The sequence below is a fragment of the Olsenella sp. KH3B4 genome (assembly GCA_900111695.1).
GTDB lineage: Bacteria > Actinomycetota > Coriobacteriia > Coriobacteriales > Atopobiaceae > Tractidigestivibacter.
Window position 1 is genome coordinate 47,647 of sequence record FOHD01000008.1, and the last position, 22,603, is coordinate 70,249.

21 protein-coding genes and 1 tRNA gene are annotated in these 22,603 nt (G+C 61.4%); 1 reads left to right on the forward strand and 21 read right to left on the reverse strand.

Going from position 1 to position 22,603, the window contains the following annotated elements:
- Window positions 1–6: 6 nt before the first annotated feature.
- The 10 genes from BMX94_RS08280 to BMX94_RS08325 form a co-directional block, all read right to left on the reverse strand.
- Window positions 7–801: an ABC transporter permease gene (locus BMX94_RS08280; protein ID WP_091005502.1), complete on the reverse strand. Its 795-nt coding sequence runs from the start codon at window positions 799–801 to the stop codon at window positions 7–9.
- Window positions 794–1,630, reverse strand: coding sequence for an ABC transporter permease (locus tag BMX94_RS08285; protein WP_091005504.1), 837 nt, complete (start codon window positions 1,628–1,630; stop codon window positions 794–796). The genes BMX94_RS08280 and BMX94_RS08285 overlap by 8 nt, the downstream gene beginning before the upstream one ends.
- The gene (locus tag BMX94_RS08290; protein ID WP_091005506.1) at window positions 1,627–3,381 is read right to left on the reverse strand and encodes an adenine deaminase; all 1,755 of its coding nucleotides are present in this window, start codon (window positions 3,379–3,381) and stop codon (window positions 1,627–1,629) included. The genes BMX94_RS08285 and BMX94_RS08290 overlap by 4 nt, the downstream gene beginning before the upstream one ends.
- A gap of 13 nt (window positions 3,382–3,394) precedes the next feature.
- The gene (locus BMX94_RS08295; RefSeq protein WP_218138477.1) at window positions 3,395–4,558 is read right to left on the reverse strand and encodes a M20 metallopeptidase family protein; all 1,164 of its coding nucleotides are present in this window, start codon (window positions 4,556–4,558) and stop codon (window positions 3,395–3,397) included.
- 272 nt (window positions 4,559–4,830) lie between these two features.
- Window positions 4,831–6,204: an amidohydrolase family protein gene (locus BMX94_RS08300; RefSeq protein WP_091005581.1), complete on the reverse strand. Its 1,374-nt coding sequence runs from the start codon at window positions 6,202–6,204 to the stop codon at window positions 4,831–4,833.
- Between the two features lie 9 nt (window positions 6,205–6,213).
- A complete protein-coding gene (locus BMX94_RS08305) occupies window positions 6,214–7,986 on the reverse strand; it encodes an adenine deaminase (protein WP_091005510.1) in 1,773 nt (590 codons plus the stop codon).
- A gap of 431 nt (window positions 7,987–8,417) precedes the next feature.
- A complete protein-coding gene (locus BMX94_RS08310; RefSeq protein ID WP_091005512.1) occupies window positions 8,418–8,828 on the reverse strand; it encodes an HI0074 family nucleotidyltransferase substrate-binding subunit in 411 nt (136 codons plus the stop codon).
- The gene (locus tag BMX94_RS08315) at window positions 8,806–9,093 is read right to left on the reverse strand and encodes a nucleotidyltransferase family protein (protein ID WP_177171388.1); all 288 of its coding nucleotides are present in this window, start codon (window positions 9,091–9,093) and stop codon (window positions 8,806–8,808) included. Before BMX94_RS08315 ends, BMX94_RS08310 begins: the two co-directional genes overlap by 23 nt.
- A 184-nt stretch (window positions 9,094–9,277) precedes the next feature.
- Window positions 9,278–9,928 (reverse strand): cupin domain-containing protein, encoded by a 651-nt coding sequence (locus BMX94_RS08320; RefSeq protein ID WP_091005516.1) that lies wholly within the window; start codon window positions 9,926–9,928, stop codon window positions 9,278–9,280.
- Between the two features lie 256 nt (window positions 9,929–10,184).
- Window positions 10,185–10,260: transfer RNA gene (locus tag BMX94_RS08325), tRNA-Thr, on the reverse strand.
- 478 nt (window positions 10,261–10,738) lie between these two features.
- On the opposite strand from BMX94_RS08325, the gene BMX94_RS08330 reads away from it, so the two are divergent.
- The gene (locus BMX94_RS08330) at window positions 10,739–11,548 is read left to right on the forward strand and encodes a spermidine synthase (RefSeq protein ID WP_091005518.1); all 810 of its coding nucleotides are present in this window, start codon (window positions 10,739–10,741) and stop codon (window positions 11,546–11,548) included.
- Window positions 11,549–11,571: 23 nt separating this feature from the next.
- Here BMX94_RS08330 and BMX94_RS08335 read toward each other — a convergent pair whose 3' ends face one another.
- The 11 genes from BMX94_RS08335 to rsmA form a co-directional block, all read right to left on the reverse strand.
- On the reverse strand, window positions 11,572–12,762 hold the full coding sequence (locus tag BMX94_RS08335) for a purine-nucleoside phosphorylase (RefSeq protein WP_091005520.1): 1,191 nt from the start codon (window positions 12,760–12,762) through the stop codon (window positions 11,572–11,574).
- A gap of 143 nt (window positions 12,763–12,905) precedes the next feature.
- On the reverse strand, window positions 12,906–13,811 hold the full coding sequence (locus tag BMX94_RS08340; protein WP_286160062.1) for a hypothetical protein: 906 nt from the start codon (window positions 13,809–13,811) through the stop codon (window positions 12,906–12,908).
- 215 nt (window positions 13,812–14,026) lie between these two features.
- Window positions 14,027–14,617, reverse strand: coding sequence for a hypothetical protein (locus BMX94_RS08345; protein ID WP_091005521.1), 591 nt, complete (start codon window positions 14,615–14,617; stop codon window positions 14,027–14,029).
- Between the two features lie 27 nt (window positions 14,618–14,644).
- A complete protein-coding gene (locus tag BMX94_RS08350; protein ID WP_032111494.1) occupies window positions 14,645–15,427 on the reverse strand; it encodes an NYN domain-containing protein in 783 nt (260 codons plus the stop codon).
- The gene (locus BMX94_RS08355) at window positions 15,428–15,907 is read right to left on the reverse strand and encodes a hypothetical protein (RefSeq protein ID WP_072355026.1); all 480 of its coding nucleotides are present in this window, start codon (window positions 15,905–15,907) and stop codon (window positions 15,428–15,430) included.
- 6 nt (window positions 15,908–15,913) lie between these two features.
- Window positions 15,914–16,999, reverse strand: a complete 1,086-nt coding sequence (locus BMX94_RS08360) for an NAD(P)-dependent oxidoreductase (protein ID WP_091005523.1) — start codon at window positions 16,997–16,999, stop codon at window positions 15,914–15,916.
- A 74-nt stretch (window positions 17,000–17,073) separates the two neighbouring features.
- Window positions 17,074–18,165, reverse strand: coding sequence for a DegV family protein (locus tag BMX94_RS08365; protein ID WP_091005524.1), 1,092 nt, complete (start codon window positions 18,163–18,165; stop codon window positions 17,074–17,076).
- 18 nt (window positions 18,166–18,183) lie between these two features.
- Window positions 18,184–18,774, reverse strand: a complete 591-nt coding sequence (hpf, locus tag BMX94_RS08370; RefSeq protein ID WP_091005526.1) for a ribosome hibernation-promoting factor, HPF/YfiA family — start codon at window positions 18,772–18,774, stop codon at window positions 18,184–18,186.
- Between the two features lie 884 nt (window positions 18,775–19,658).
- Complete coding sequence (locus BMX94_RS08375) at window positions 19,659–20,417, reverse strand: ComF family protein (protein ID WP_091005528.1); 759 nt, start codon at window positions 20,415–20,417, stop codon at window positions 19,659–19,661.
- A gap of 301 nt (window positions 20,418–20,718) precedes the next feature.
- Window positions 20,719–21,732 carry a TatD family hydrolase gene (locus BMX94_RS08380; protein ID WP_091005530.1) on the reverse strand — a complete coding sequence of 338 codons (1,014 nt, stop codon included), beginning with the start codon at window positions 21,730–21,732 and terminating at the stop codon, window positions 20,719–20,721.
- A complete protein-coding gene (rsmA, locus tag BMX94_RS08385) occupies window positions 21,725–22,600 on the reverse strand; it encodes a 16S rRNA (adenine(1518)-N(6)/adenine(1519)-N(6))-dimethyltransferase RsmA (protein WP_091005532.1) in 876 nt (291 codons plus the stop codon). The genes BMX94_RS08380 and rsmA overlap by 8 nt, the downstream gene beginning before the upstream one ends.
- Window positions 22,601–22,603: the final 3 nt, after the last annotated feature.

A 22,603-nucleotide genomic window follows, 5' to 3' on the forward strand; every position in this document is an offset into this window, starting at 1 on the left:
CCCCTACTACTTGAGGAACATGTCAAGGCCGATGGTCTTGTCCATGAGGATGATGATTGCAAGGGATGCCACGATGAGCAGCGTTGAGACGGCGGCGAGCGTCGGGTCAAACGTAAGCTCGATGTAGTTCATGAGCCTGATTGGTAACGTCACAAAGCGAGGAGTCGAAAGCAGACTCGTTAGCGCCACCTCGTCAAAGGAGTAGAGGAACGCGAGAACAGCGCCGGCCACAATACCCGGACGTATGAGGGGCAGCGTTACCTTGGTTGCAACTTTGATAGGACTCGCACCAAGCGAAGCCGCCGCGTCCTCAAGGGTCCAGTCAAACGTGTGCAGGATCGAGACGGTATTTCTCACGATGTACGGCATGATGATGACCAGGTGACCAATGAGCACCCTGAAGAAACCCGAGATACCACCAATCTGGCTGTAAATCTGCAGGAGGACGAAGGCGAAGGTCACGCTTGGTACATACATCGGCGAGGTAAAGAAACCAAGAAGCGCGCGTTTGGCCGGAAAGTCGAAGCGCGTGACGCAGATAGCACCCGTCACGCCCAAAACAATGTCTACGAGCGTAGCAGTGATGCCGACCTTAAGCGAATCGATAAGACCGCTTACAAAGTGGTTGGAAGGCTTGAACGCGTTTACGTACCAGTCGAGAGAGAATCCCTTCGGCGGGAAAGTCACGACTTGGGTTGGCGTGAACGATGCAAGTATGATTACTACAAGGGGCGCAAGCAGAAATGCCATGACCAAGACAGCCATAGTTTTGCAGAACAGGTTGACCTGACCATTACGCATCACGACCACCCCCAAGGCGCGCCATCCCACGCTGGGTCGAGATTCCCAGCAATACCTGGACTACCAGGATGGCCGCCAGAAGGATGTAGCTAATCGCCGTCGCAGCGTTGTAGTCGAAGTTCACGTTAACCTCCTGGACCACCATAGTCGCCATCATGCGGAACTTGGAGCCCCCTAGTAATTTGGGCGTCACGTATGACGTCATCGACATCGTGAACACGAGCACGCATCCATTCACGATCCCGGGGAGACTCAGCGGAAGCGTCACATGAAGGAACCGTTGAAAGGGGTTGGCGCCAAGACTGTCCGCGGCACTCTCTACGTTAGGGTCAATCCCCTGCAGGATGGCAACAAGCGAGAGAATCATGTATGGAATGAGAAGGTGAATCATCCCCAGCACGACAGCACCCTCGGTATTGATGAACTTTGCCGGCTCAGAGAGCAGCCCCATTGCCATGAGAAGCTGATTGAGCAGGCCGTTCGTCCCAAGAATGACCATCCAACCGTAGGAGCGTACCACGGCACTCACGAGGAACGGAAAAAGGATGACTACAATCATCACCTTGCGGAAGCCGGAACTAGTTCGGGCCATGTAGTACGCAACGGGATACCCAATGAGCAGCGACAGGATTGTGCTCACAAGCGACACCCGAAGCGTTGTCGCAAGAACGTCGAGATAAAACGAATCCGTGAGGAACTCCGCAAAGTCCGAAAGGCCTTCCTGCACGATGGCCTGCGCAAGGATGAGCACCATTGGCACAAGAAAGAGCACCGTCAAAGCAATGGTTGCCGGCAGCGCCAGCAAAACAGCTTCTCGCCTTCGATTCACCTTTTCTCCTCCCCCGTCACCACAGGCAGCAACCTACGGTGGAGCACGTCAACCAGCCCACGGTCGGACAACTTAGCATCCGGAGACACGGACAGGGCCATTAGAGTAAAAAACGAAAGCAATCGTTTATGTGAGAAGCCCAACTGGCGGGCGTAGTTGAGAAGGTCATCAACCTCACCAAGTAGCTGCTCTGGCTCCTCCTCGGAAAGCAGGCCTGCGACAGGCAGTCTTACGAGTGAGAGAACTTTCCCCCTCGAGACCACGCACATACCGCCACCGACTTTGATGAGCGTGTTTGCGGCAAGAGCGGAATCGGCGTCATTCCCGCCGTAGACGACGAGATTGTGGCAGTCATGAGCGTAGGTTGTAGCAAACGCGCCCCTCGTACCGGGCATGCCCTCAATGACGCCAACCGCGTGAGTGCCAGCCCCATGTCGATTAAAGACCGCCATTTTAAGGTCTGGCGAGATCTCGGCGATGTTGCGGCCTTCTCGTCTTACAACGGAATAGCTCTTCTTCACTAGGGCGGTTCTGAACGAAATTCCATCTGTTCGGATAGCGTTAAGCATGCACTCGCCACCAGCGGGAGCCTCGATAGCAAAGTCCCTCTCGGATACGTTCTGGACGTTCATCGTCCGAAAGGCGGCTAGCGGAAAGGTGCGCTGGGGAAGTGCGCAGACAAATGAGCCATCGCGGACAACAACATTGCCATTGCTGAGGAGAAGCCAGGGGCGCGGATGGCGGATGTCCTCGACTAGCTGCAGATCCGCACGCATTCCCGGGGCAATTCCGCCAACGTCTTCCAAGCGAAGGCGCTGCGCGCCGTTGACTGTTGCGAAGCGGATGGCGCGAATTGGGTCGAGACCGAGCTCAATGGCATGGGCCACCACGTGGTTGAGGTGCCCCTCATGCATGAGGCCCTCAAGAGGAACATCGTCAGTCACAAGACAGATACGGTTGTCGGGAGCCGCTTCATTCATGGCCTTGACCATCTCGGCGCTCAACATGCAATCTTGTATCTGCACAGTAAAGCCAAGCGCCAACTCCTCACGAAGCTTCTCGGCGGAGGGGGTGGTGTGGTCACTGGTAATGCCGACCGCTCTGAACGCCTGCAGTTCTCGTCCTGCGAGAGCGCCTGCATGCCCGTCGACAACCCAACCGTTGCGAATTCCCGCCTCCACAACGCCGAGTATGCGAGCGTCGCCGGAGGCAACGCCGTTAAAGTCCATGACCTCGCCGAGCGCCATTATCTGCGGAAGCCCGCGGGCGAACTTGTCGATCTGAGAGGCGTCAACGCTATAGCCGGAACCCTCGAGCCCAGGTGCGGAGGGGATGGTTGACGGGGCACATACCAGCACGTGAAGGGGCAGGCCGCTGGTTGCTTCGACTAACGCGCGAACGCCTGCAATGCCCATCACGTTGGCAATCTCGTGCGGGTCGGCGAGGCAGGTCGTTGTGCCACACGACAAGGCAATGCGCGCAAAGTGTGCTGGCAGCAGCATGCTGCTCTCAAGGTGCATGTGCGAGTCAACAAAGCCGGGGAGAAGGTAGCGTCCTTCTCCGTACATATCTGTTGCGGCCGAAAGATCAGAGAGATCTCCTACGGCAACTATGCGGTCGCCAACCACCCCCACATCTCCCATGCGAATGGAACCATCAAACACGTTAACGATTCGCGCACCCCGAATGGCAATGTCGAGAGTATGGACGCCGTGAAGTGCATCGACTATGTTCTTTGCAGATGTCTTCATGAGGCCTCGCGCCCTAGGAAAGACGGTCTCTCACGAGGTCGCACCAGTACTCGACACCATACTGCAGGGCATCCTCGTCGAGCAGGTAATGAGGATTGTGGTGCGGATACACAATGCCCTTTTCTTCGTTCCTCGCTCCCAGCTCAACAAAAAATCCAGGGCAGAAACCCTGAAGCGCAGAGTAGTCCTCGCCTGGCATTAGGGGCTCGATATCAAAGGTTGCATCGTGGCCAAAGTTTTTCTCGATCAGATTTCGGCAATGCGACGTAAGAGCAGCGTCGTTGACGACCGATGCGTAACCCTTGACGAAGCGAAAGCGATAAGTGGAATCGTCCGTCTCGGTGATTCCCCTGACGATGTCTTCCATAATCTTAGGAAGCCTCTTGCGGGTCTTCTCGCTGAAAGTTCGAGTAGAACCAACTATGTGAACCTCGTCTGGGAGGATGTTGTAGGCTGTGCCGGCATTGATCTGACATACAGAGACAACGATTGGCTCCGTTGCTGCCACCCTCCGGGACACGATGGTTTGAATGGCAAGAACAACCTGAGCAGCCATGACTATCGCATCGTGAGCACCTTCGGGATAGGCGCTGTGGCCACCTTTGCCCACAACATCTATCTCGAAACGGTCGGTTGCGCTCGTCAGCGCACCCGCACGGACACCAAAGTGCCCCGTAGGATAGAGCGAGCTTAAATGCAGGCCGTAGAGCTCGTCCACGCCATCCATAACTCCCAGGCGTGCTAGCTCGGCAGCTCCTCCGGGAGGTTGCTCCTCCGCATGCTGGAAAAGGAAGCGAACCTCACCGGACAGGCAATCTCGCTCCTTAGAGAGAATCGTCGCGGCGGCAAGCATCATTGCGGTATGGCCATCGTGGCCGCAAGCGTGCATCACCCCAGGCCTCTTAGAGGCAAACGGTAGGCCTGTGTCCTCCTGAATGGGGAGCGCATCGATGTCGGCGCGTAGCAGAATAGTCCGTCCCGGCTTTGCCCCGCGAAGAATGGCCACAACACCGGTCTTTGCATAGCGGCGCAGGACAATCCCCTCAAGCTCAGAAAGCTTATTTTCTAGGTAGTTAGTTGTGTCGTACTCTTCGAAGGAAAGCTCCGGATTCTCGTGGAGGTGGCGCCTCCACTCGATGCACTCTCCCATAACCTGCTTTACTTCATCACTTATCACAAGTTTCACCAGTCGCCGTCGAGTATCAATATCGCATAGCGATTTTAAATAAAGAAATTTTTCGTCAGACAACGCCCACGCATCGTTAACCAACTGGACTGCGTTCAGGTAAATGGATGGAAACGAGAAACGGTGCCGCTCGTCATTCCGAGCAGCACCGCAGCAGACGAGCATGTACAGCTGTGCAACTATCCGATTCTTTGTGCGGAGCGTCGAATGCCATGTGTGCGTTTCGCCTCAGCAATCCCCACCACGCGAAAGCGAGGAAGTATCTAGGCATCCTTGTCGATGACGCATCTTCCTTGGACGTAGACTTTGCGCACGTTATCCGGCGTCGAGAGATAGAGGATACGCGCCAGTCGGTCTTCCGGACTGTCAAACACCCCAAAGCCGGTGAGGTCCGAATACGGTCTGGAAACGTCTACCATCTGCATGTCAAAGGCACGACCAGGCAGGAAGGCACCAGTCTGCAGGCCAAGGGCCTCCGCTCCTCCGGTGGTCGCTAGGTAGAAGGCCTCAAGAATTGAAAGCCGCGCTTCGCCATAGCCGCGCTCCGCCTCCGGCCTACGCGCATCAACACCTGTCTCAAGGAGGCGTGAGCACAGCACCGCTTGCCGGATATTCTCGTACATGCTGGGGCTGTAGCCACCAGAGATATCCGTTCCTATGCCCACATGTATTCCCTGCTCCCGAAAACGGCGAATGGGCGCCACGCTGCTGGAGAAATACGAGTTTGCCATGGGACAATGCACCACGGCAACGCCAAGCTCGGCGAACATTTCGCCTTCCTCGGGCGTCAGGAAGGTGCAGTGCGCCATGATGGAACGCGGTCCGAGAAGCCCGTAGTCTCGAAGCGCATACGGGTCTTCCTTGCCGCATCTAGCAAGCACGGTGTCGTGCTCCCATTGGCCTTCGTTGCAATGGGTCTGCACATACGATCCGTATTTCTGTGCCAGTTTACCGAGCCCAAACAGAACCTCGTCGGTACAGCTCGGAATGAAGCGCGGCGTAACTACCGGCCAGACGCCCTGAGGCACGCCCGGGCGCATCCCATCGACCTCACGAACGAGGGTCTCGGTGTCTGCAATCGCCTTGGTGGGAGACGCGTCGCGATAGTAATCGGGGTTCGCCACCGGGTCATCCATTACAGTTTTGCCGACAAGAGCACGCTGACCTGCGTCTGCACAGATTCTTGCAAGCTCAAGCGTCGCCTCAAGATGAGCGCTACCCAAGTAGACGGTGGTCGTCGTCCCTCGGGCAAGGAGCTGCTGAACTAGGTCCGAATACACACGGTGCGCAAACTCGATGTCTGCAAACCGCGACTCAAGTGGAAACGTGCGCTCCTGAAGCCAGCGATACAAGGGCTCGTCAAGCGCCAGCGCGGCCTGCGGCCACTGGCAGGAATGAACGTGCATGTCGACAAAACCGGGTAGTCCACAGCACCCCTCAGGGAGCTCGGTTATGGTGCCAGCTTCGCGATGCGTCTGAATGATCCCCTGCTGAGCGGAGTCATCGGCCGTAACCACGCGCGTGATGACACCGCTTCCGTCGACCTCGATGAGGACGTTCTCAAGGTATTCGAATTCCCCATATGTGGGGGCGTGGAAGAACGAGCCAAGATACGCCCGCGTTTTCTCTTGCGACATGGCGCTCACCTAGCTCTCAACTACAAGAATAGGATCTTCAATCTGCATGGTAAGGACGTTTATGAATCCGTGATCCGTTATTGCCAGAGTGGGAAGAGCCGCAAGGCAAATGAACGAGAGGAACATGAACGGGATCTTAATGATGCAGCCCCGCTCTGCCATTGCCTCGTTGAGCTTCTCCTTCTTCTCTGCAAGCTCCTCGCAAGACAGGTCTGAGAGCAGGCCGCATATTGGGTACGCCACCTCGGCAACAACCTCTCCTCCGTCCACGAGGCACTGACCGCCCTGGATGTCGACGAGGTGGTTCACCGCTACGGCCATGTCCTCGAAATTGGTGCCCATCACGATGATGTTGTGATTGTCATGGCCAACCGAGCTTGCCACGGCACCACTCTTCAAGTGGAACCCGCCCATGAAGGCCTTTCCAACGTTACCGTTCTTGCCATAGCGTTCCACCTGGGCAATGTAGAGTACGTCCTGCTCGACGTCGCATGCCACATGACCGTCCACAACAGGCAGCACAACCTCGCGCGGCTGGGTGACGGGAATCCATGGGAGCGTATCCATGACCTTGACCCGTACCTTGTGAGCGCCCGCAGGAGCCTGAATCATGAAGCTCTCAGCCGTAATAGGGCTCTTGAGCGTCAGCGTGTTCAGCAGACAAGGCCTGTGCTCCGCCGGAGGGTAGTGGACGAGAAGCCGGTTGTGGTCGAGCACCTGCTTACCCGACGACCACGTGGACACTACGGCAAAGCTGTCTGCCGTGTCTCCGCTAACGAGGTTGATGTCCGCCCGCTTGCCAGGGGCAAGCCCACCGATCTTATCGTCAAGAGAGAACGCCCTGGCGGCGTTAATCGTCACCATCTGGATTGTCTTCACAAAGGGAAGCCCGGCCTCAAGCGCAACTTTGATGTGGTGGTCGAGATGGCCGGTGTGGGCAAGATCGCAGCAGTGTAGGTCATCGGTGACGATGGAGAGTCGAGACGTGTCAATGTCACTCCCCACAATCGACTTCAATTGGTCGGACAGGGTACGTGCCGCAGAGGACTCTCTGAGCATTGCATGGCAACCGTTGCGAAGACGCTCGAGAATCTGTGGCCCATCGAGTGCCTCGTGATCAGTGGTTACGCCAGCAGCAAGGCAGGCGTTGAGGGTGGGTCCAGTCATGTCGGGCAGATGGCCCTGATTGGAGAGGCCGGGGGTCTTGTTGACATAGTCCATCGACTCGAGAAGGTCGGGGAACCCCGCCAATACGTAGTGCCCGACCACCTCGGAGATGCCAACCGCATCAGGTCGTTGGAGCGCCTCGCGAATGATCTTGGCATCAAAGCGACCGCCGCTCGTCTCCAGAGCAGGGCTGAAGGGCACATGCGAGGGGACGACAAAATACAGGTGAAGGTCGGTGGCCTCGTTTTCCTCGATTACCGCCTCAATGCCTTCGAGGCCGCTCACGACGCCAATCTCGTGGAGGTCCGTCATGATGGACGTCGTGCCATGGGAGAGAACCGCCTCGGCAAACGAACGAATCGCCAGGTCAGAGCTCTCTGGGTGAATGTGCCCATCAATGAAGCCGGGCGTGATGTAGGCGCCCTCGGCATCGACAACTTTGGTGCCCTCCCCAATGGCGTAGTCGACGTCGCCAATGGCGGCGATCGTCTCGCCGCTCACAGCGACGCCACCGGGATAGACCTCGCCAGAGTAGACGTTGACGATTTGGCCGTTCTTGATTACCAAATCCGCAGGTACCTTGCCAGCGGCAACTCCCAATAGCTTCTCGTCCATCCAAACTCCCTTCTCCGCGACCGTTACCAGCAACGCAATGGCAGAAGTGCCAAGCAACGCTATTCGAGGGAGCCGGCCGAGGGGCTTTGAATACGGCTCCGGAAGAGTCAAAGGGCCGAGCAAACCGAGCAGGTCGTACAAGTGGAGCTGAGAAACACAGAGGATGAAGGAGCAAGAGCTTGTGTCAACGAGAACTCTATCACTAGACGGGTGGTGTTGCGGAACGCGTCATTGACGGCAACCCAGCCGACACGAGATGGACTCGTCGAGCCATTTGCAACTACCCGCAACACCCTCGGACCGCCGCCCTAGGGACTGCAGAGAAGAAATACGACGTCTTCGTTGATCAGAACTTTGTTATGCGTCAAATTCCCTCTCAACAGTACTCACCGGATTAGATACGGAGGATGCAGCCCCGCCAAGAGCGGATGCTACCTCCCCACACGTGTCCGCATGTCCATCTCGAAGTTGGCGAGAACGCTGATATAGCAATTGATAACTGCATGGGCTGCCTGCTCGGCAGCATCGCCATCATAGATGTGAGAGAGCTCGTTTCGGAGTTTAAGCATCTCGAGCCAAGTCTCGTCATCAGCAATGAGCCCGTTATAGGCAGAGATGGCAATCACCTCGCGCGGGCTGCCTTTGGGGAAATCAACGATGCCGAGTTCGCCAATAAGAACGTCCTTCATCAGCTTCCAGCTGATGTCAAAGCAAATCTTGAACTTGGAGAGGAGTCCGCTCAGAACGTAGCCGTCAGAAAAGACCGGCTTGCTGGGTGCCTCTGCCAGCTCTACATTGAGTCGATGAAGCTGATCAAGCCTACGCGAATAGCTCAACGCCATGCTCGGCAACCTCCTTTGCGATGGTGCTCTCCTCGGAGCAGCGAGTCATGTCTACCAGGTCCCACTGCCTTAGGGTGTCGAGCGCATCAAGCTCGTCCACAAGCTCGAAGTAGTCATGGGCACTCGAGCCAGCAGCCGGCCAAATGGCTAGGTCTATGTCACTATGGGCTTCCGCGCGCCCGTTCACCTGGGAACCAAACAGCACCGCACGCGAGATACCGTGACTACGCAGCGCTTCGACCGCGCGCGGCAGAAGAGCTTGCACATCCGTAGGGACGCACGCAGCAAGACGAATGCTATTGGCCGAGAAGCCACCGGCTAACAACGCAACACCCCCCTGGGCATGGTAACGTTACCTCCATAGTAACGGAGCCGGACGGCAACTGCGCCCGGCTCCTTCTCGACAAGGTGCTACTTGAATCTCCGGCACTGCGCGCCGAACGTCCCTCCTACGCCAGCGTCACTAACAGCGCCATCTTGAAGCGCTTGTCGGCACGCACGGCATGGCGGCCACCGGCATCGAACTTGAAAGTCTGGCCGGCGCGGACGAGGTTCTCGACGCCCTCGTAGGTGATGGTCGCTTCACCGTCCAGCGCAAACACAAGGGCGTCGCCAGGGGCGGCGTGCTCGGAAAGGCCGGTGCCTGCATCGAAGCTCATGAGCACGAACTTCATGCTGTCGTTGTGCGCCAGATCCATGTTCACGATGCGCCCATCCTGGTAAGGGATGAGATCCTTCAGGGTGAACGCCTCGCCTGGCTTAATGACGCTGTTCATGGCAGTTCCCTTCTCAAGCGAAAGCTCAACGTAGACGGTGTCCTTCTCGGCGCGCACGCCCACGGGGACATTCGTGGGCGTAACCACGGCTTGGCCCGCGCCGGCAACGGCAGGGGCAGCACCCGTAACCTGCGCCTCGCCGGCAACAACAAACTCGAGCCTGTGGTAGCCGTAGAGCTCGGCACTGATGTCCGTTCCAGCGCCAAGGCTAAAGTACGACAGGCCATTTCCGCCGGCTTCCCAGACCGGATGCGAAACCGTGCAGCCCGGAACGGGTGGGTTATCTGCGGCTATATCAAATGCGTGTCCTGCGATTTCGTTCATGAGCACGCTCCTCTCGTCTGGCGGCTATCGAAAGGATGCAACGGAGAAGCCCTAAGCGATGTTGTGTTTACAACATTGCAGCGCGCCAATCGAAAAGTGGATCATCTGGGCGCGTCACGCTTGAGATTGGCATCCAAGGCGCTTTCCATGCCTCACAAGGTGAAACATTACCCCTATTTCACCCCTCCGGGCAAAATGGGACATAAATAATGAAATAGGTCGGACGGGGAATACCCCATCCGACCTGCGAAAACACTGGAGCCAGCAATCAGACTCGAACTGATGACCCCCGCTTTACGAGAGCGGTGCTCTACCAACTGAGCTATGCTGGCCTGCGCTTGAGCGCCCAACTACTATACGGGGACGCGCCCGGCTTTGCAAGCGTCAAGGCGGATTTCTCCACGAGTCCTTTTGACAATCCCCTTTGCGGGCGCTATTGACGTGGATGAGCCTCCGACAATGTCAAATAGCTGGATTGCCTGGTCGTGTGGCCGGAGCCGTGCTCAAAAATTGCGGTTGACGGCCCATTTTGGTCGAATCGCCGAGTACGCAAACTCTAACTTTTTGCGGAGCCGCAGGTAGCGAAATGGCACCCGCGAGGTGATACTAAGCGGAATCCCCGAAAAAGGCCGTCAACCGCAAATTTTGGGCAGAACCCCTACTCTCGGAAGATAAATTACCGTCTTAGGCGAATTCAAAGGCGACGAATCCGGCGACAAAAAGTCCCACAGCGCCATCACGCCCGGCTGACACTGCCCGGCATCGCTATGATGGTGAGCCTACGCAGGCCGCGACAACGGGAGGGAAACCATGGCAGACAACTCACGCAGCTACTTTCCCTCCCCCGCCGAGCTCCTCCCTCACGTGGTGAGCACGCAGTCCGGCCTGGCCCTCATCCGCACGACGCACGCCCACGGCGTCTGGCAGCGAATCCTCAGCACGGGCGGCGTTTGGCAGTCCGCAACACTCCTTGGTCCCCGTCGCATGGAGCCGCCCTTTGCGTACCATCGCGCGTTTGGCCGCGTCTTTGACCTGGTTCCCCACGTACAACGGCTCCTCGCCATCGGCGGTGGCGGCTTCGCGTTTCCAAAGCTCGTTGCCGAGAAGCACCCCGGCGTCGTGACCGACGTGGTCGAGATCGACCCAGCCGTCATCGATATCGCGCGACGCTGGTTCTACCTCGATGAGGCCTGCGAGCTGCAACAACACGGTGGTGGCCAGCTCAACGTGATCTGCGCGGACGGCCGCCGGGTGCTCGATGACGCCACACCCTCCTCGTACGACGCCATCGTCCTCGACGCATTTGTCCGCAATGCCCCGGTGCGCACCCTCGCCACCCTCGAGGCGTTCCACGCGGCTCACCAGGCGCTCTCCCCACACGGCATCCTTCTCGCCAACGTGGTTCCAGACGAGAGCGACCCTGGCAACGGCTTTCTCAGGACCGTCACCGCCGGCCTTATGGCAACCTTCGCGAACGTGGCAATCACGCTTGTGGTTGACCACCAAAACGTCGGCGAAAACTACATCGTCTTTGCCTCAGACACGGCCCTCGACCTCCCCGACGCGATCCCCTTTGACAAGGACTTCCTCGGGGAGGTCCTGCGCGACAAGGCACTGTAGCTGCGCCAACGCCAACTTGCGCCCTACAGCATCCTTAGCACGCCGCGGACCAGTCGCTCGAAGTCCTCGGAGTAGCGCTCAGCGCACGCCAGCACGGAGCCGTGATCTGTATCAGCAGAGCCGGCCATGTTGGTCGCCAGCGTAAGCCCCAGCACGTTCATGTCGAGCGCGCGGGCCATGATGACCTCGTTCACCGTGGACATGCCCGCAAAGGAGACGCCAAGCGCACGCAGGGCCGCCACCTCGGCAGGTGTCTCGAACGAAGGTCCCAGCATCCCTGCATAGACGCCCTGCTGCAGCCCAATGCCGGCATCATCGGCCACGCCCTGGGCAATCGTACGCAGGTAGGGCGAGAAGGCCGCGCTCATGTCGACGAACGGCGTGTCGACGTCGCGCAGCTCATCCCACTCGGCAAGCGGGTTTCTCCCCGTAAAGTTGATCTGGTCCGTGAGAATGCCAAGGCCCACCTTGGCGTTGCCCTCAACCGCCCCCGTCGCGCATGCAAAGATGATGTCGCGGCACCCCAGGCGAAACGCGTGGCGCACGAGCGAGGTGACCTCGGAGGCGGAGTAGCCCTGGTAGAGGTGGATGCGGCCGGGATAAACAACCACGGGCACGTCGTCGATGGTGCCAACTGTGGCCTCGAAATCGTGCCCCCTCACGGGACGTGCGGACTCCGGGAAGCCCTCGATGTCGTGGTAGTCGATGCGGCGCACGGGCTTGACGAGCTTGGCCAGATGCCCCAGGCCCGTCCCCAGCACAATGGCAACAGGATGCTCCACAGAGGGCTTGCAGGACTCGACCGTCTCTTCGCTAACCACGCAGATCCCCTCCTCCTCGAGGAGTCGGGCATAGACGCCCTCCCCCTCGGTCACGTTTCCGGTATAGGTACCATCGTAGATGACGTGGACGCCGCATGACGGGCTTTTTGCCTTGAGGACGGCAAGCGGTGCCCCCGCGCGGCGCGCAACGGCGAGCATCTTCTCGCTTCCGCGTCGGAAGTCCTCGGTCACGTCGGTACCGTCGCGCAGCCACACGCGTCCCTCGCGCTGCTCCGCAGGCGGTCGGGGCACGGGCAGACGTGCGGCAGTCTCGGGGCATACCGGCGTCACGTCAAGCTTTTTGGCAAGGTCGATAACCGCCCGGCACGGCTTGGCGCCCCCGTCGAAGCGCACCGGCCTCCCCAGAAGGCAGGCACTCACTATCGCACGCACTGGCACTCCCCTCTCGCGTCCCGGCCGTCACCCGCACAAGCGGCAAGAACGGCGGCGCATTCTTCTCGACACATCAAAATTGTCATCAAAAAGGGGACGGGGCGCAATGCCCCGTCCCCATAAGGACGCGCTTGGCGTAACCCCTAGACCGTCAGCGAGCTGATCTGGATGGAGGTCTTGGAGAGCAGCGTGTTGACGTAGGCCGTCCACTCGCTCGATGCCTGCGAGGCGGCGGTGGAGTAGTTGGAGTACGCCACGTAGTAGGCCTGCTCGGCGGCAGCGTAGCTCGCGGAGTCGTTGGAGATGGAGTAGGTCGAGAGCGCCGAGTAGTACGCGCCATCGGTGCTGGCCCAGGTGTTGTTCGCAGAATCCCACTCGTCGCCGGCAAGGCCGATGATGTACTGCGCGTAATCGGCCGACGTGGTGTCCTCGTTGCCGTCGGAGGGAGCGGTGGGGGCAGTGGGCTGGTCGGGAACCGTGGTGGTGATCACGGAGTCGCGGAGCTTCTTGATAACCGCAGCGTCGTGGAGAAGCGACTTGGTAGCGTCCTCGTCGAGGCCGTAGTTGGAGCCGATGGTCGCGAAGTCATCGGTGCCCAGCGTGCTCTGCGCGTAGCTGCTCACGTCGTCATCGGTCACGGTGATGCCCTGGGCGTTTGCGTCCTCGAGCACAACCTCGTTGCGCGCGTAGCTCAGGATGTCATCTGCGGAGGGAACGTTGTAGGTGCCGTCATCGTTGGCCTGGTTGTCGAGCGAACCGTTCTGCTCGATGACCTCGCGCGCGGTGATGTCGTGGCTGGAGCCGTTGTAGGTGTAGGTGGCAATGGCGTTGTCCAACTCGGAATCGCTGATGGTGGTCTTGCCGGAGGCTGACGCGGTCCCGTTGGAGAGAAGGAAGTGACCACAGAGGATGCCTGCGACCAGGGCAACCACGCAAATGGCAATCCAGACGGGGGTTCCGAGCCCCTTCTTCTTCGCTCCCTTGGGGGCCTTAGGTGCCTTGGGCGCCTCCCCCTTGGTGTGGTTCTTCTCGATGGTGCTGTCTGCCATGTGCTCACCTCTCGAATCGGCGCGGAAGCCCCGCGTCATGGATTTGCATGTGGTGCTCGACGGATACATACGTTGCGCATTTTACCGCAGCGGCACCCGCCGCCCGTCATGCCAGGCCATACTCCCCCGTGTCCGCACATGCGCGTAGTCATCCTGAAAGCGTGCAGCGCACACATGCGGAAAGGCGCCCCTGCGGAGCGCCCTGGCGAGAAGTCCTACTTTGCCTTGCCCTTCGCAACCGCGACGATGTCTCCCGAGAACTGCTTGATGTAGCCGTTGCCGCTCTCGGCGTCGAACTTCACGCGCGAGACCAGCTCCTTAGCCGTCTTCTTGGAGATGTCGCCGCCGGCAAAGGCGAGAAGCCCCTCGAGCATGTCGCGGTATTCGGCGTCACCGTGGAAGCACTGGATGGCCTCGTCCAGCAGCGGCCACACCTCGTCCGAACGCGCGGGCGAGGTTGCCCCCAGGCGGCAGAGGAAGAGAAACGCCGCCAGACGAACCGTGGCGGAGTCATCGTCGAAGAGCGACGCCTCGGCACCGTCAAACGCCTTGCTCACCTGGTCTGCGTATGCATCGGTCATGGTCGAGAGGGCGTCGAGCACCTCCCAGCGCGTCTGGGCCTCTGGACGGTCAAGCGCGTCGACCAGCGCGTCGACGTGGCCGGCGAGCAGGGACGGGTCCTTTGCCGCCACGGCCGCGATGTCCTGTGACACCTCCTGACGGTGCCTACGGCTCGATGCCGAAAGGCCGTCAATCAGGGTCGCGACGCCCGCCGCGCTCATAGTCTTGTTGTTCTCCTCTGCCATTGCCAAGTCTCCTCTCTTAGCCCCGCGCTACTCGTGGAAGCCGTCTACCACGACGGTTCCACTCTTGGGGTCCTGGTGGATGTCGATAAAGCCAAGCTTCGCTGCCTCGCGGATGAGCGCCGTGAAGGAACGGTACCCAAACGAGCCCTCCGAGAACTGCGGACGCTTGCGGCGCATGGTGTCCTTCAGGCGACTTGCCAGGATGAACGAGTCGCTCTCGCGCTGCAGAGCGTCGATGGTCTCGAAGAGCAGCTGGTAGCAGGGCTGCTTCTCCTTGGGAACCTTCTGCGAGAAGTCCGGGATGCCCGCCGAGCGGGTGAGGTCCTCGTAGAAGATGAACTCGTCGCAGACCTCGGCCAGAAGCGAACTGGTTGACTCCTTCATGCCCACGCCAATGACCGTCTTACCAAACTCCTTGAGCTTGGAGACAAGCGGCGAGAAGTCCGAGTCACCGGAGAGAATCGCAAAGGTGTCGATGTGGTCCTTGGTGAGACACATCTCGACGGCGTCCACGGCAAGGCGGATGTCGGCCGAGTTCTTGCCGGTGTAGGCGCGGTCCGGTATCTCGATGAGCTCGATGCCCAGCTCGTGCAGGGGCGTGACGGCAGTGTCGAAGCGCTGCCAGTCGCAGTAGGCGCGCTTGGCCGTGATGCGGCCCTTGTCGACCAGGCGCTCCAGGATGAGCTTGACGTCGGGCGCGGGGCCCGGCTCCTGGTGGCCGTTCCGCTTGCGCTTTCCGGTGCCCAGCGCAAGGTTCTCGTAGTCTATGAACACCGCAATGGAGCTCTGCGGCATGTCGGTGGTTGCCATCTAGTGCCTGGTTCCCTTCTCGACGTTGGCGCCGGTCTCGGCGTTTGGGGTTTCTGCCTGGACGCTCATGAGTTCCGGCTCGGGCTTGCCCTCCTTGCGCGCCTTGCGAACGGCACGTCTGCGGGCCTTCTCGGCCTCGGTGCGATTGGTCTGGTCCTTGTTCACGTTGAAGTACTTGTCGGCGAACTTCCAGGGACCGACGGACTCGCCAAAGCCGATCTTTGCCCCGGCAAGTGCGCCAGCCATGAGCCCAAGGACCAGGCCAGCGAGCGTGAGCAGCTGGACAGCCCACACCATGGCAGAGACTGCGACGCCCACCAAGATGATCTTGAGGTTGGCGATGTGGAAGTCGCGCTTCTCGACGCACTTCTTGCCCATCTCCTCGCCCACGTGCTCGCCAATGACAAGGCCAAAGGCAAAAAGCATGATCACGAAGATGGCAACAGCGAAGCTGCCTGTGCCAAGGCTGTTCTCGTCCATGCGGGGCTACTCCCCGTCCCCATGGTGGTGGCAGCAGTGGCCGTCCTCGTGGCCGTGGCCGCCGCAGCAGCCGTCACCGTGGCCCTCCCCGTGGCCGCCGCAGCAGCCGTCGCCGCCGTGGCCGCCGCAGCAGTGGCCGTCCTTCTCGCCCTCGTCGGCGAGGTCCTCCACGTCGAGCTTGGACCAGTCGAGGCCGGCAGCCGTGCAGGTGACCTCGTCCTGGTAGAGAAGGCTTATCGCCTGGGTGCCAAGACGCGCGCCACCAATCTGGTACAGCATGTCATAGAGGGTGTAGGCCGTCTCGGCGCCGGGAAGGGTGATGTCTGTGTCCTCGGCCTGCGCGAGCGCAAGCCCCAGGTCCTTGCGCAGGTGCTCCACGAGGAAGCCGGGCTTGTAGTCGCCATCGAGCGACTTGGGCGCCAGACGATCCATGGCAACCGAGCCGCCCATGCCGTGGCTCACCATGTCGAGCGTCTGGGCAACGTCGAGGCCGCCCTGCTCGGCGAGGGCCATGGCGTCCGCGTAGCCCACCATGCACGCGGCAAGCGAGACCTGGTTGCAGAGCTTGGCCGTCTGGCCCTTGCCAGCGCCGCCCATGTAGTAAATCTTGTCCGAGAAGGTCTGGAGGATGGGCAGCACGGGCGCGGCGTAGCTCTCCTTGGCGCCCACAATGAGCGTGAGCGTACCAGCCTTGGCACCGGTGTCACCCCCGGTTACGGGGCAGTCGAAGGCGTGCTTGTCCTCGACCTCGCAGGCGTCGTGGATGTCCTTGGCGAGCTGCGCCGAGGAGGTCGTGAGGTCAACCAAGTAGGCGCCCTTCTTTGCGGCGCGCACCAGGCCGTCCGTTGAAAGATAGACGTCCTCGACGTCTGCGGGATAGCCGAGCATGGTGAAAATGACGTCCGCGTTGGCTGCAGCCTGGGCGGGGGTGTCGGCCCAGTGCGCGCCCTTGGCGAGAAGCCCCTCGGCCTTCGACTTGGTGCGGTTGTTTACCGTGAGGTCGTAGCCGGCGTCCAGGATGTGGCCTGCGATAGGGGCACCCATGATGCCGGTGCCGATGAAGGCGACCTTGGTCCTGTGGGTTGTGGGCATGTGATAGGTCCTTTCATGTGAGGGAGGCCGCCCCAAAGCGTCTCGCTCCGAGGCGGCCCGGTTCTGTGCCGAGGCTAGGCTTGTGCGCCCGGGTTGCTGGGCGCGTCTTGGGCACCGCCGTTGCTTGCGCGGCCTCGCACGCGCTTGGCGATGCGGTCGGTGAGCGAGAGCTTCTCGCGGCGGTCGGTGCCCCAGAAGACGAGGGCCACCATGCCCGGTCCCACGTGGGTCCCCAGGATGGGCGAGACCGAGGAGCGAATGACGGTGACGTCCTCGCAGCCCTTCTCCTTGCGGATCTCGTGCTCGAGCCAGTCCGCGTCCTTCTCGGCGTCGGTCGAGACGATGGCAAGCGGGAGTGACGAATCGTGGGCGTAGTTGTCGCGGAAGTCCTGGATGATGGCCCGCAGCGCCTTCTTGCGGCCGCGGCACATGCCGCGCAGCGTGAGGGCGCCGTTGAGGTCATAGGAGAGCTCGGGCTTTATGTCGAGCTTGCCGCCCACGTTTGCGGCTGCGGGCGGGATACGACCGCCTGCGGCAAGCGCGTCAAAGCTGTCGAGCGTGAAGTAGCCGTGGATGAAGTAGCGCGCGTCGGACGCCCAGTCGTAGAGCTCGCGCGCCGAGAGGCCGTTGGACGCCTGGCGCACGACCTCGATGGCAAGAAGCTCGCCGGCAGCGGAGTCGCAGCGGTTGTCCAGGACGTAGATCTCGGTTCCGGGGCGCTTCTCGCAAAGCATCTCCGCCGCCTGGCGGGCGGCGTTGATGGAGGACGAGAGGCCCTCGGAGAGCCCCATGTAGATGATGGGCAGGCCCTCCTCGGCCGCCTTCTCGAAGACGTCGAGGTAGCGGCCGGGCGTCACCGCGCTGGTGGTGTAGTGGGTCTCTGGATGCTTGCGCATGTTCTCGTAGAACTCGTGCGGATCTTGGGTCTTCCACATGTCATCCACGTGCTCCACGCCATCGGAGTCCACGTAGGTGAAGGGTATGACCTCGACACCGAGCTGCTCGGCCACGCCCGGGGCGTAGTCGGACGTTGAGTCGACGATGATGGTGACGTTGCGCCTCTGATGGTAGCGCCGGCCAACGCCTGCGACGTCGGCCGGTGCCTGTGACGATTGGGGAGCTTCCTCCTGGGCGCTTATGGTCTTCTGGTCCTTCTCTTCTGCCATTCGCTCAGTCTTTCCCGCTTACGCGTCTGGATTTTCCTCGACCTTGGGCTTGATGATGCCGTACCCGCCATTTTTCCTATGGTAAATGACGTTGACCAGGCCGGTGGTGGCGTTTGTGAACACATAGAAATCATGGCCGAGAAGGTCGGTCTGGACAAGGGCCTCCTCCTCGCTCATGGGCGTGAGCTCGACGTACTTCTCGCGCACGAGTTGGTCGTCTTCCTCCTCCGGTGCGGGCGTGATGAGGTTTGCGAGCTCGTCCGCGCTGGGAACGGGCGCCGGTGGCATCTGGGAGCGCTGGCGACGGTCGATGACGCGTGTCTTGTACTTGCGCAGCTGGCGGGTGACCTTGTCGGACGCCTCGTCGATGGCGGCGTACATGTCGTCAGCGCTGGCGACCACGCGCACCACGTTCTTGCGCACGAAGACCGTGACCTCACAGGTCTTGCGATCCGGGTTCGAAGGGTTCTTGTCGACGCGAAGCACGACGTCGCAGCTCATGGGCGAGATGTCGAATACCTTAAGAGCATCCCCTATTTTCTCGTTGACGCGGTCACGCAGCGCGTCAGAAACGGTGACCTTGCGGCCCGAGATCTTGATGTCAACCATGCGTGCCTCCAATCGATTGCCCTGCCATCCCCGCGCAAGCACCGACGCGAGTCTGGCCGTATTTGGTTGGTACCCAAAGCTGCCTCGCGTTACGCGCTGAGGCGGTGGGCGCACTGATATGGACAGTGGACGCAGGCTGGGACGGATGCGGAGGTTGAGAAGCTGTGCCGGAGCCGGAGCCGGAGTCGGAGCCGGAGAGAGCATAGCGTTCCACCCAGCTGACCTGGTATTCGACCCCACACTCGCGCACCGGGGTCTCCGCTTTGGGGCTACACGGCCCCTCACTCACGACCCTCTCGCCCGCGAGGCCGTATGCCTCTTGTCTAACGGGCGGTGCGACTTACCTCTAGGACGAGCCGTGCTCGCCGCAGGGCGCACCCCACGGCTTACGTGGATCCTTTTGGCCTCGTCTGCCATGAACTAGGGCGCACGCATACGCCCGCAACCACAGACCTGGGTGGAACGCAGGAGATTATAGCAGGCAGCAGGCGGTCGCCAGTCACCATGGGGTACCTCGCGGGGCAAAAGCGCTGTCAGAGCAGCCAGATAAGACGGTTTCAGACCCCTCTCGCGCAAGTGAGTGGGCCCAAATTACGTGCAAAAGTGAGGTTGTGTGGATTCTGACATGGAGATGAGGCGCCCTTCGTCGCCCTCGCGGCCAAGCAAGAGGGGTGCCCAAGGACATTTTGCCTGTTGACAGGCTCCGCTGAGCAGTCTGTTGGCCATCACATTCCTGGTGGCTAGCCTTGGAGGCTCGACCGACTTACACACAACCTCACTTTTGCACGTAATTGGCGCATACAAGAAACGCGAGGGAGCTCCGCTCGCCCATCTGAGCCCGGTTTTGCACCAACCCGCCTGCGCCGGGGGTTGCATTGCGTCGCTCACCACACGCGAGCAAGCGCGCACGCCGTGACCGACGAGGCGCCGCGCGCGAGAAGCGCCCTCGTGGCCTCGCGCACCGATGCGCCCGTGGTTACCACGTCGTCGAGCAAGAGCAGGTCAAGGCCCGAGACGTCGTCGCGAACCGAGATGGTGCCCGCAAGGTTAGCCGCGCGTTCTTCTCGCCCCAGAGTGCGCTGGTCACGCGAGTGTGGACGCACGAGGACGTCGGCGAGCTCGATGCCCATCTCGCGACAGAGCGCGCGGGAGACGAGTTCCATGTGGTCAAAGCCTCGCCGAGCAAACGCCGCCGAGGTCGCGGGCACAAAGCATGCGGCGTCGATGGCCTGCGAGTCGAAGCGTGCGCAGCCGTCGTGCGCCGACCAGGCGGAGGCCTCGTCGAGAGCCGTTGCCATAGCTGCCGCGATTACAGGAGCCAGGCGCAGCTCGTGGGCATCCTTCAGGCACGAGACCATGCGGGCGGGCGTGCCGGAAAACCCAAGCGCGCAGATGGTCGCGCGCGTCTCCCAGTCGTGTGAGCACTCGGTGCAGGTGAGAAACCCAAACGGGGCCCCACAGTCGGGACACGCCCAGCGCTGGGCAATCCAGGGAAGCGATTCTCGGCACTCCTCGCAGACCAGCTCGCCGGGCATCTCGCAGGAGACGCAACGCGTTGGCCACAGAAGCTCGGCGGCACCGGAGGCTAGAAACGACGCGCCAGCGGAGAGACGGTCCAGAGCGCTACGGGCTTCAAGCGACATGCGACCCCCATCGCTTGCGCGAACGGGGGTCGCATCGGTTGGATTCGATGGTAGCACGCGACGCCGCGGCCGCGGTCCGCCGTCGCGGGCCGCCGTCGCGGGCCGCTGGCCGCGACCCTGGGCCGACCATCTGGAAAACTGCGGGTTAATTGCAGTTGGTCAGAAGCGTCCCCGAGAAGAGCCGCAGGTAGACAGCTTGCGCCCCTGCCGAGAGGTGCAATTAACCCGCAGTTTTCCCACGGAAGACGGGTTGCAGCCGAAACAGACAGCGCCATGCGGAGTGATCGAACCGGACGTCGCCCTAGCCGAGAAGCGCGCAGGCATTCCGCCAGAGCGCGGCGTACGTCTCGTCCCTCGTCGCCACACCGGCATCCTCGCGCGCCTCGGCGACGCAGGCGGCCGAGAAGGCCACCATGGCAGGCTCGCACTCCTCGCCGCGAAGCGGCACGGGAGCCATGTAGGGACAGTCGGTCTCGGAGAGGAGGAGCTCCGCGGGGCAGGCAGCGGCGGCATCGCGAATGTCATCGGAGCGCTTGAACGTGGACGCACCGCCAAAGGCGATGTGACAGCCAAGCTCAACAAAGGGAGCCATGACCTCGGGGCCGTCCGTGAAGCAGTGCAGGTCACAGCCGGCGGCGGGCACGCCCTCCTCGGCAAGCACCCGGGCGGCAAGCTCGTGCGCCGCGTGGTTCTCAGGCGCCTGATCGTCTCGGATGTGCAGCTCGACGGGCAACCCGTGCTCGCGAGCAACGGCTAGCTGGCGCCTAAACGCCGCCTCCTGCACGTCTGCCGGAAGCTCGTTGTACGGCCCAAAGTCCAGCCCAATCTCGCCCACGCCCACACAACGCGGACTGGCGAGAAGCTCGTCCAGGCAGGCAAGCGCGACCTTGTCCAGCCTCGCCGCACCATACGGATGCGCGCCGGCCACGATGCGAACGCGCTCGACGAGCGGCGGCACATCCGGATACCCTGCGGGAACGGGCGGCACAAGCCCATGCTGCGCGCACTCCTCCAGGCGTGCGGCGGCATGCTCTACCTGCTCGTCGATCCACGCGAGATACGCCGAGGCCGTGGGAAAGAGACGCGGTACCTCGTCCACGGGGTCAACCGGCACAACCAACAGTCGCACCCCCGCCAGCGCCGCACGGCAGATGGCAATCGAGGGGTCGTGCCGGGTGAAGCTCGTGAGGTGACCATGGCTGTCTGCCAAAGGCGCGCTCGCCGCAGGCAGCTCGCGCGGACGGCCCTTGCGGTCGTGGAAGAGGTGCCCGTCTTCAAGCGTGAGGGCATCAAGGCCGAGAAGTGCGCTAGGCATCGGCGCCGGCCTCCCCCGCCGCGGCGCGCGGTCCGCCGTTGCCGTCCAGCGCCACCGCCAGCCGCACGAAGTCCTCGGGCGAGAGGGTCTCAGCACGAACGCCGGGCGCAATCTCGCACGCGGCGAACGCCGCGTCCAGCACGTCCTTCTCGTACCCGCTTGCGGCCATGGAGTTCCGGATGGTCTTCCGACGCTGCGCGAACGCGGCATCGATCACCGCCGGCGTCGAGGACGGTACGCCCGCAAGCGGCGCACGGTCGATGCGTACCACGGCGGAGTTCACGTGCGGCGGAGGGTTGAACGAGCCCGGCCCCACCTCAAAACGACCGGTCACACGGCCGAGAAGCGCCAGCTTGGCGGTGTAGGCGCCGTAGACCTTGGAGCCGGGAGCGGCACAGATGCGGTCTGCGACCTCGGCCTGGACCATCACTACCGCACGCTGCACGGCGGGGACCTCGGAAAACACCTTGAGGATGAGGGTCGCCGCCACCTGGTAGGGCAGGTTCGAGACGAACTTGCCCGGCTCGAGGGGCAGCCCGCCGGGAATCACACGCAGGGCGTCCCCCATCACGAGGCGCAGCCGCTCCGAATCCTGCGCGCAGGTCTCTGCGAGCACGGGCTCGAGCTGGCGGTCGGCCTCCACGGCGCACACGGAGGCACAGCGCGGCAGCATGGCAACCGTAAGCGTGCCAATGCCCGGTCCCACCTCGAGCACCACGTCTGTGAGGTCAAGCTCCGCCAGCTCCAGAATCCGACCGATTACGGAGTCGTCGACAAGGAAGTTCTGCCCGAGCTGGTGCTTGGTCGAAAGTCCAAACTCGTCGAGCACGTCTCGCGTTGCGGACTGGTTGGCAAGCCAGGAGTGCATGAC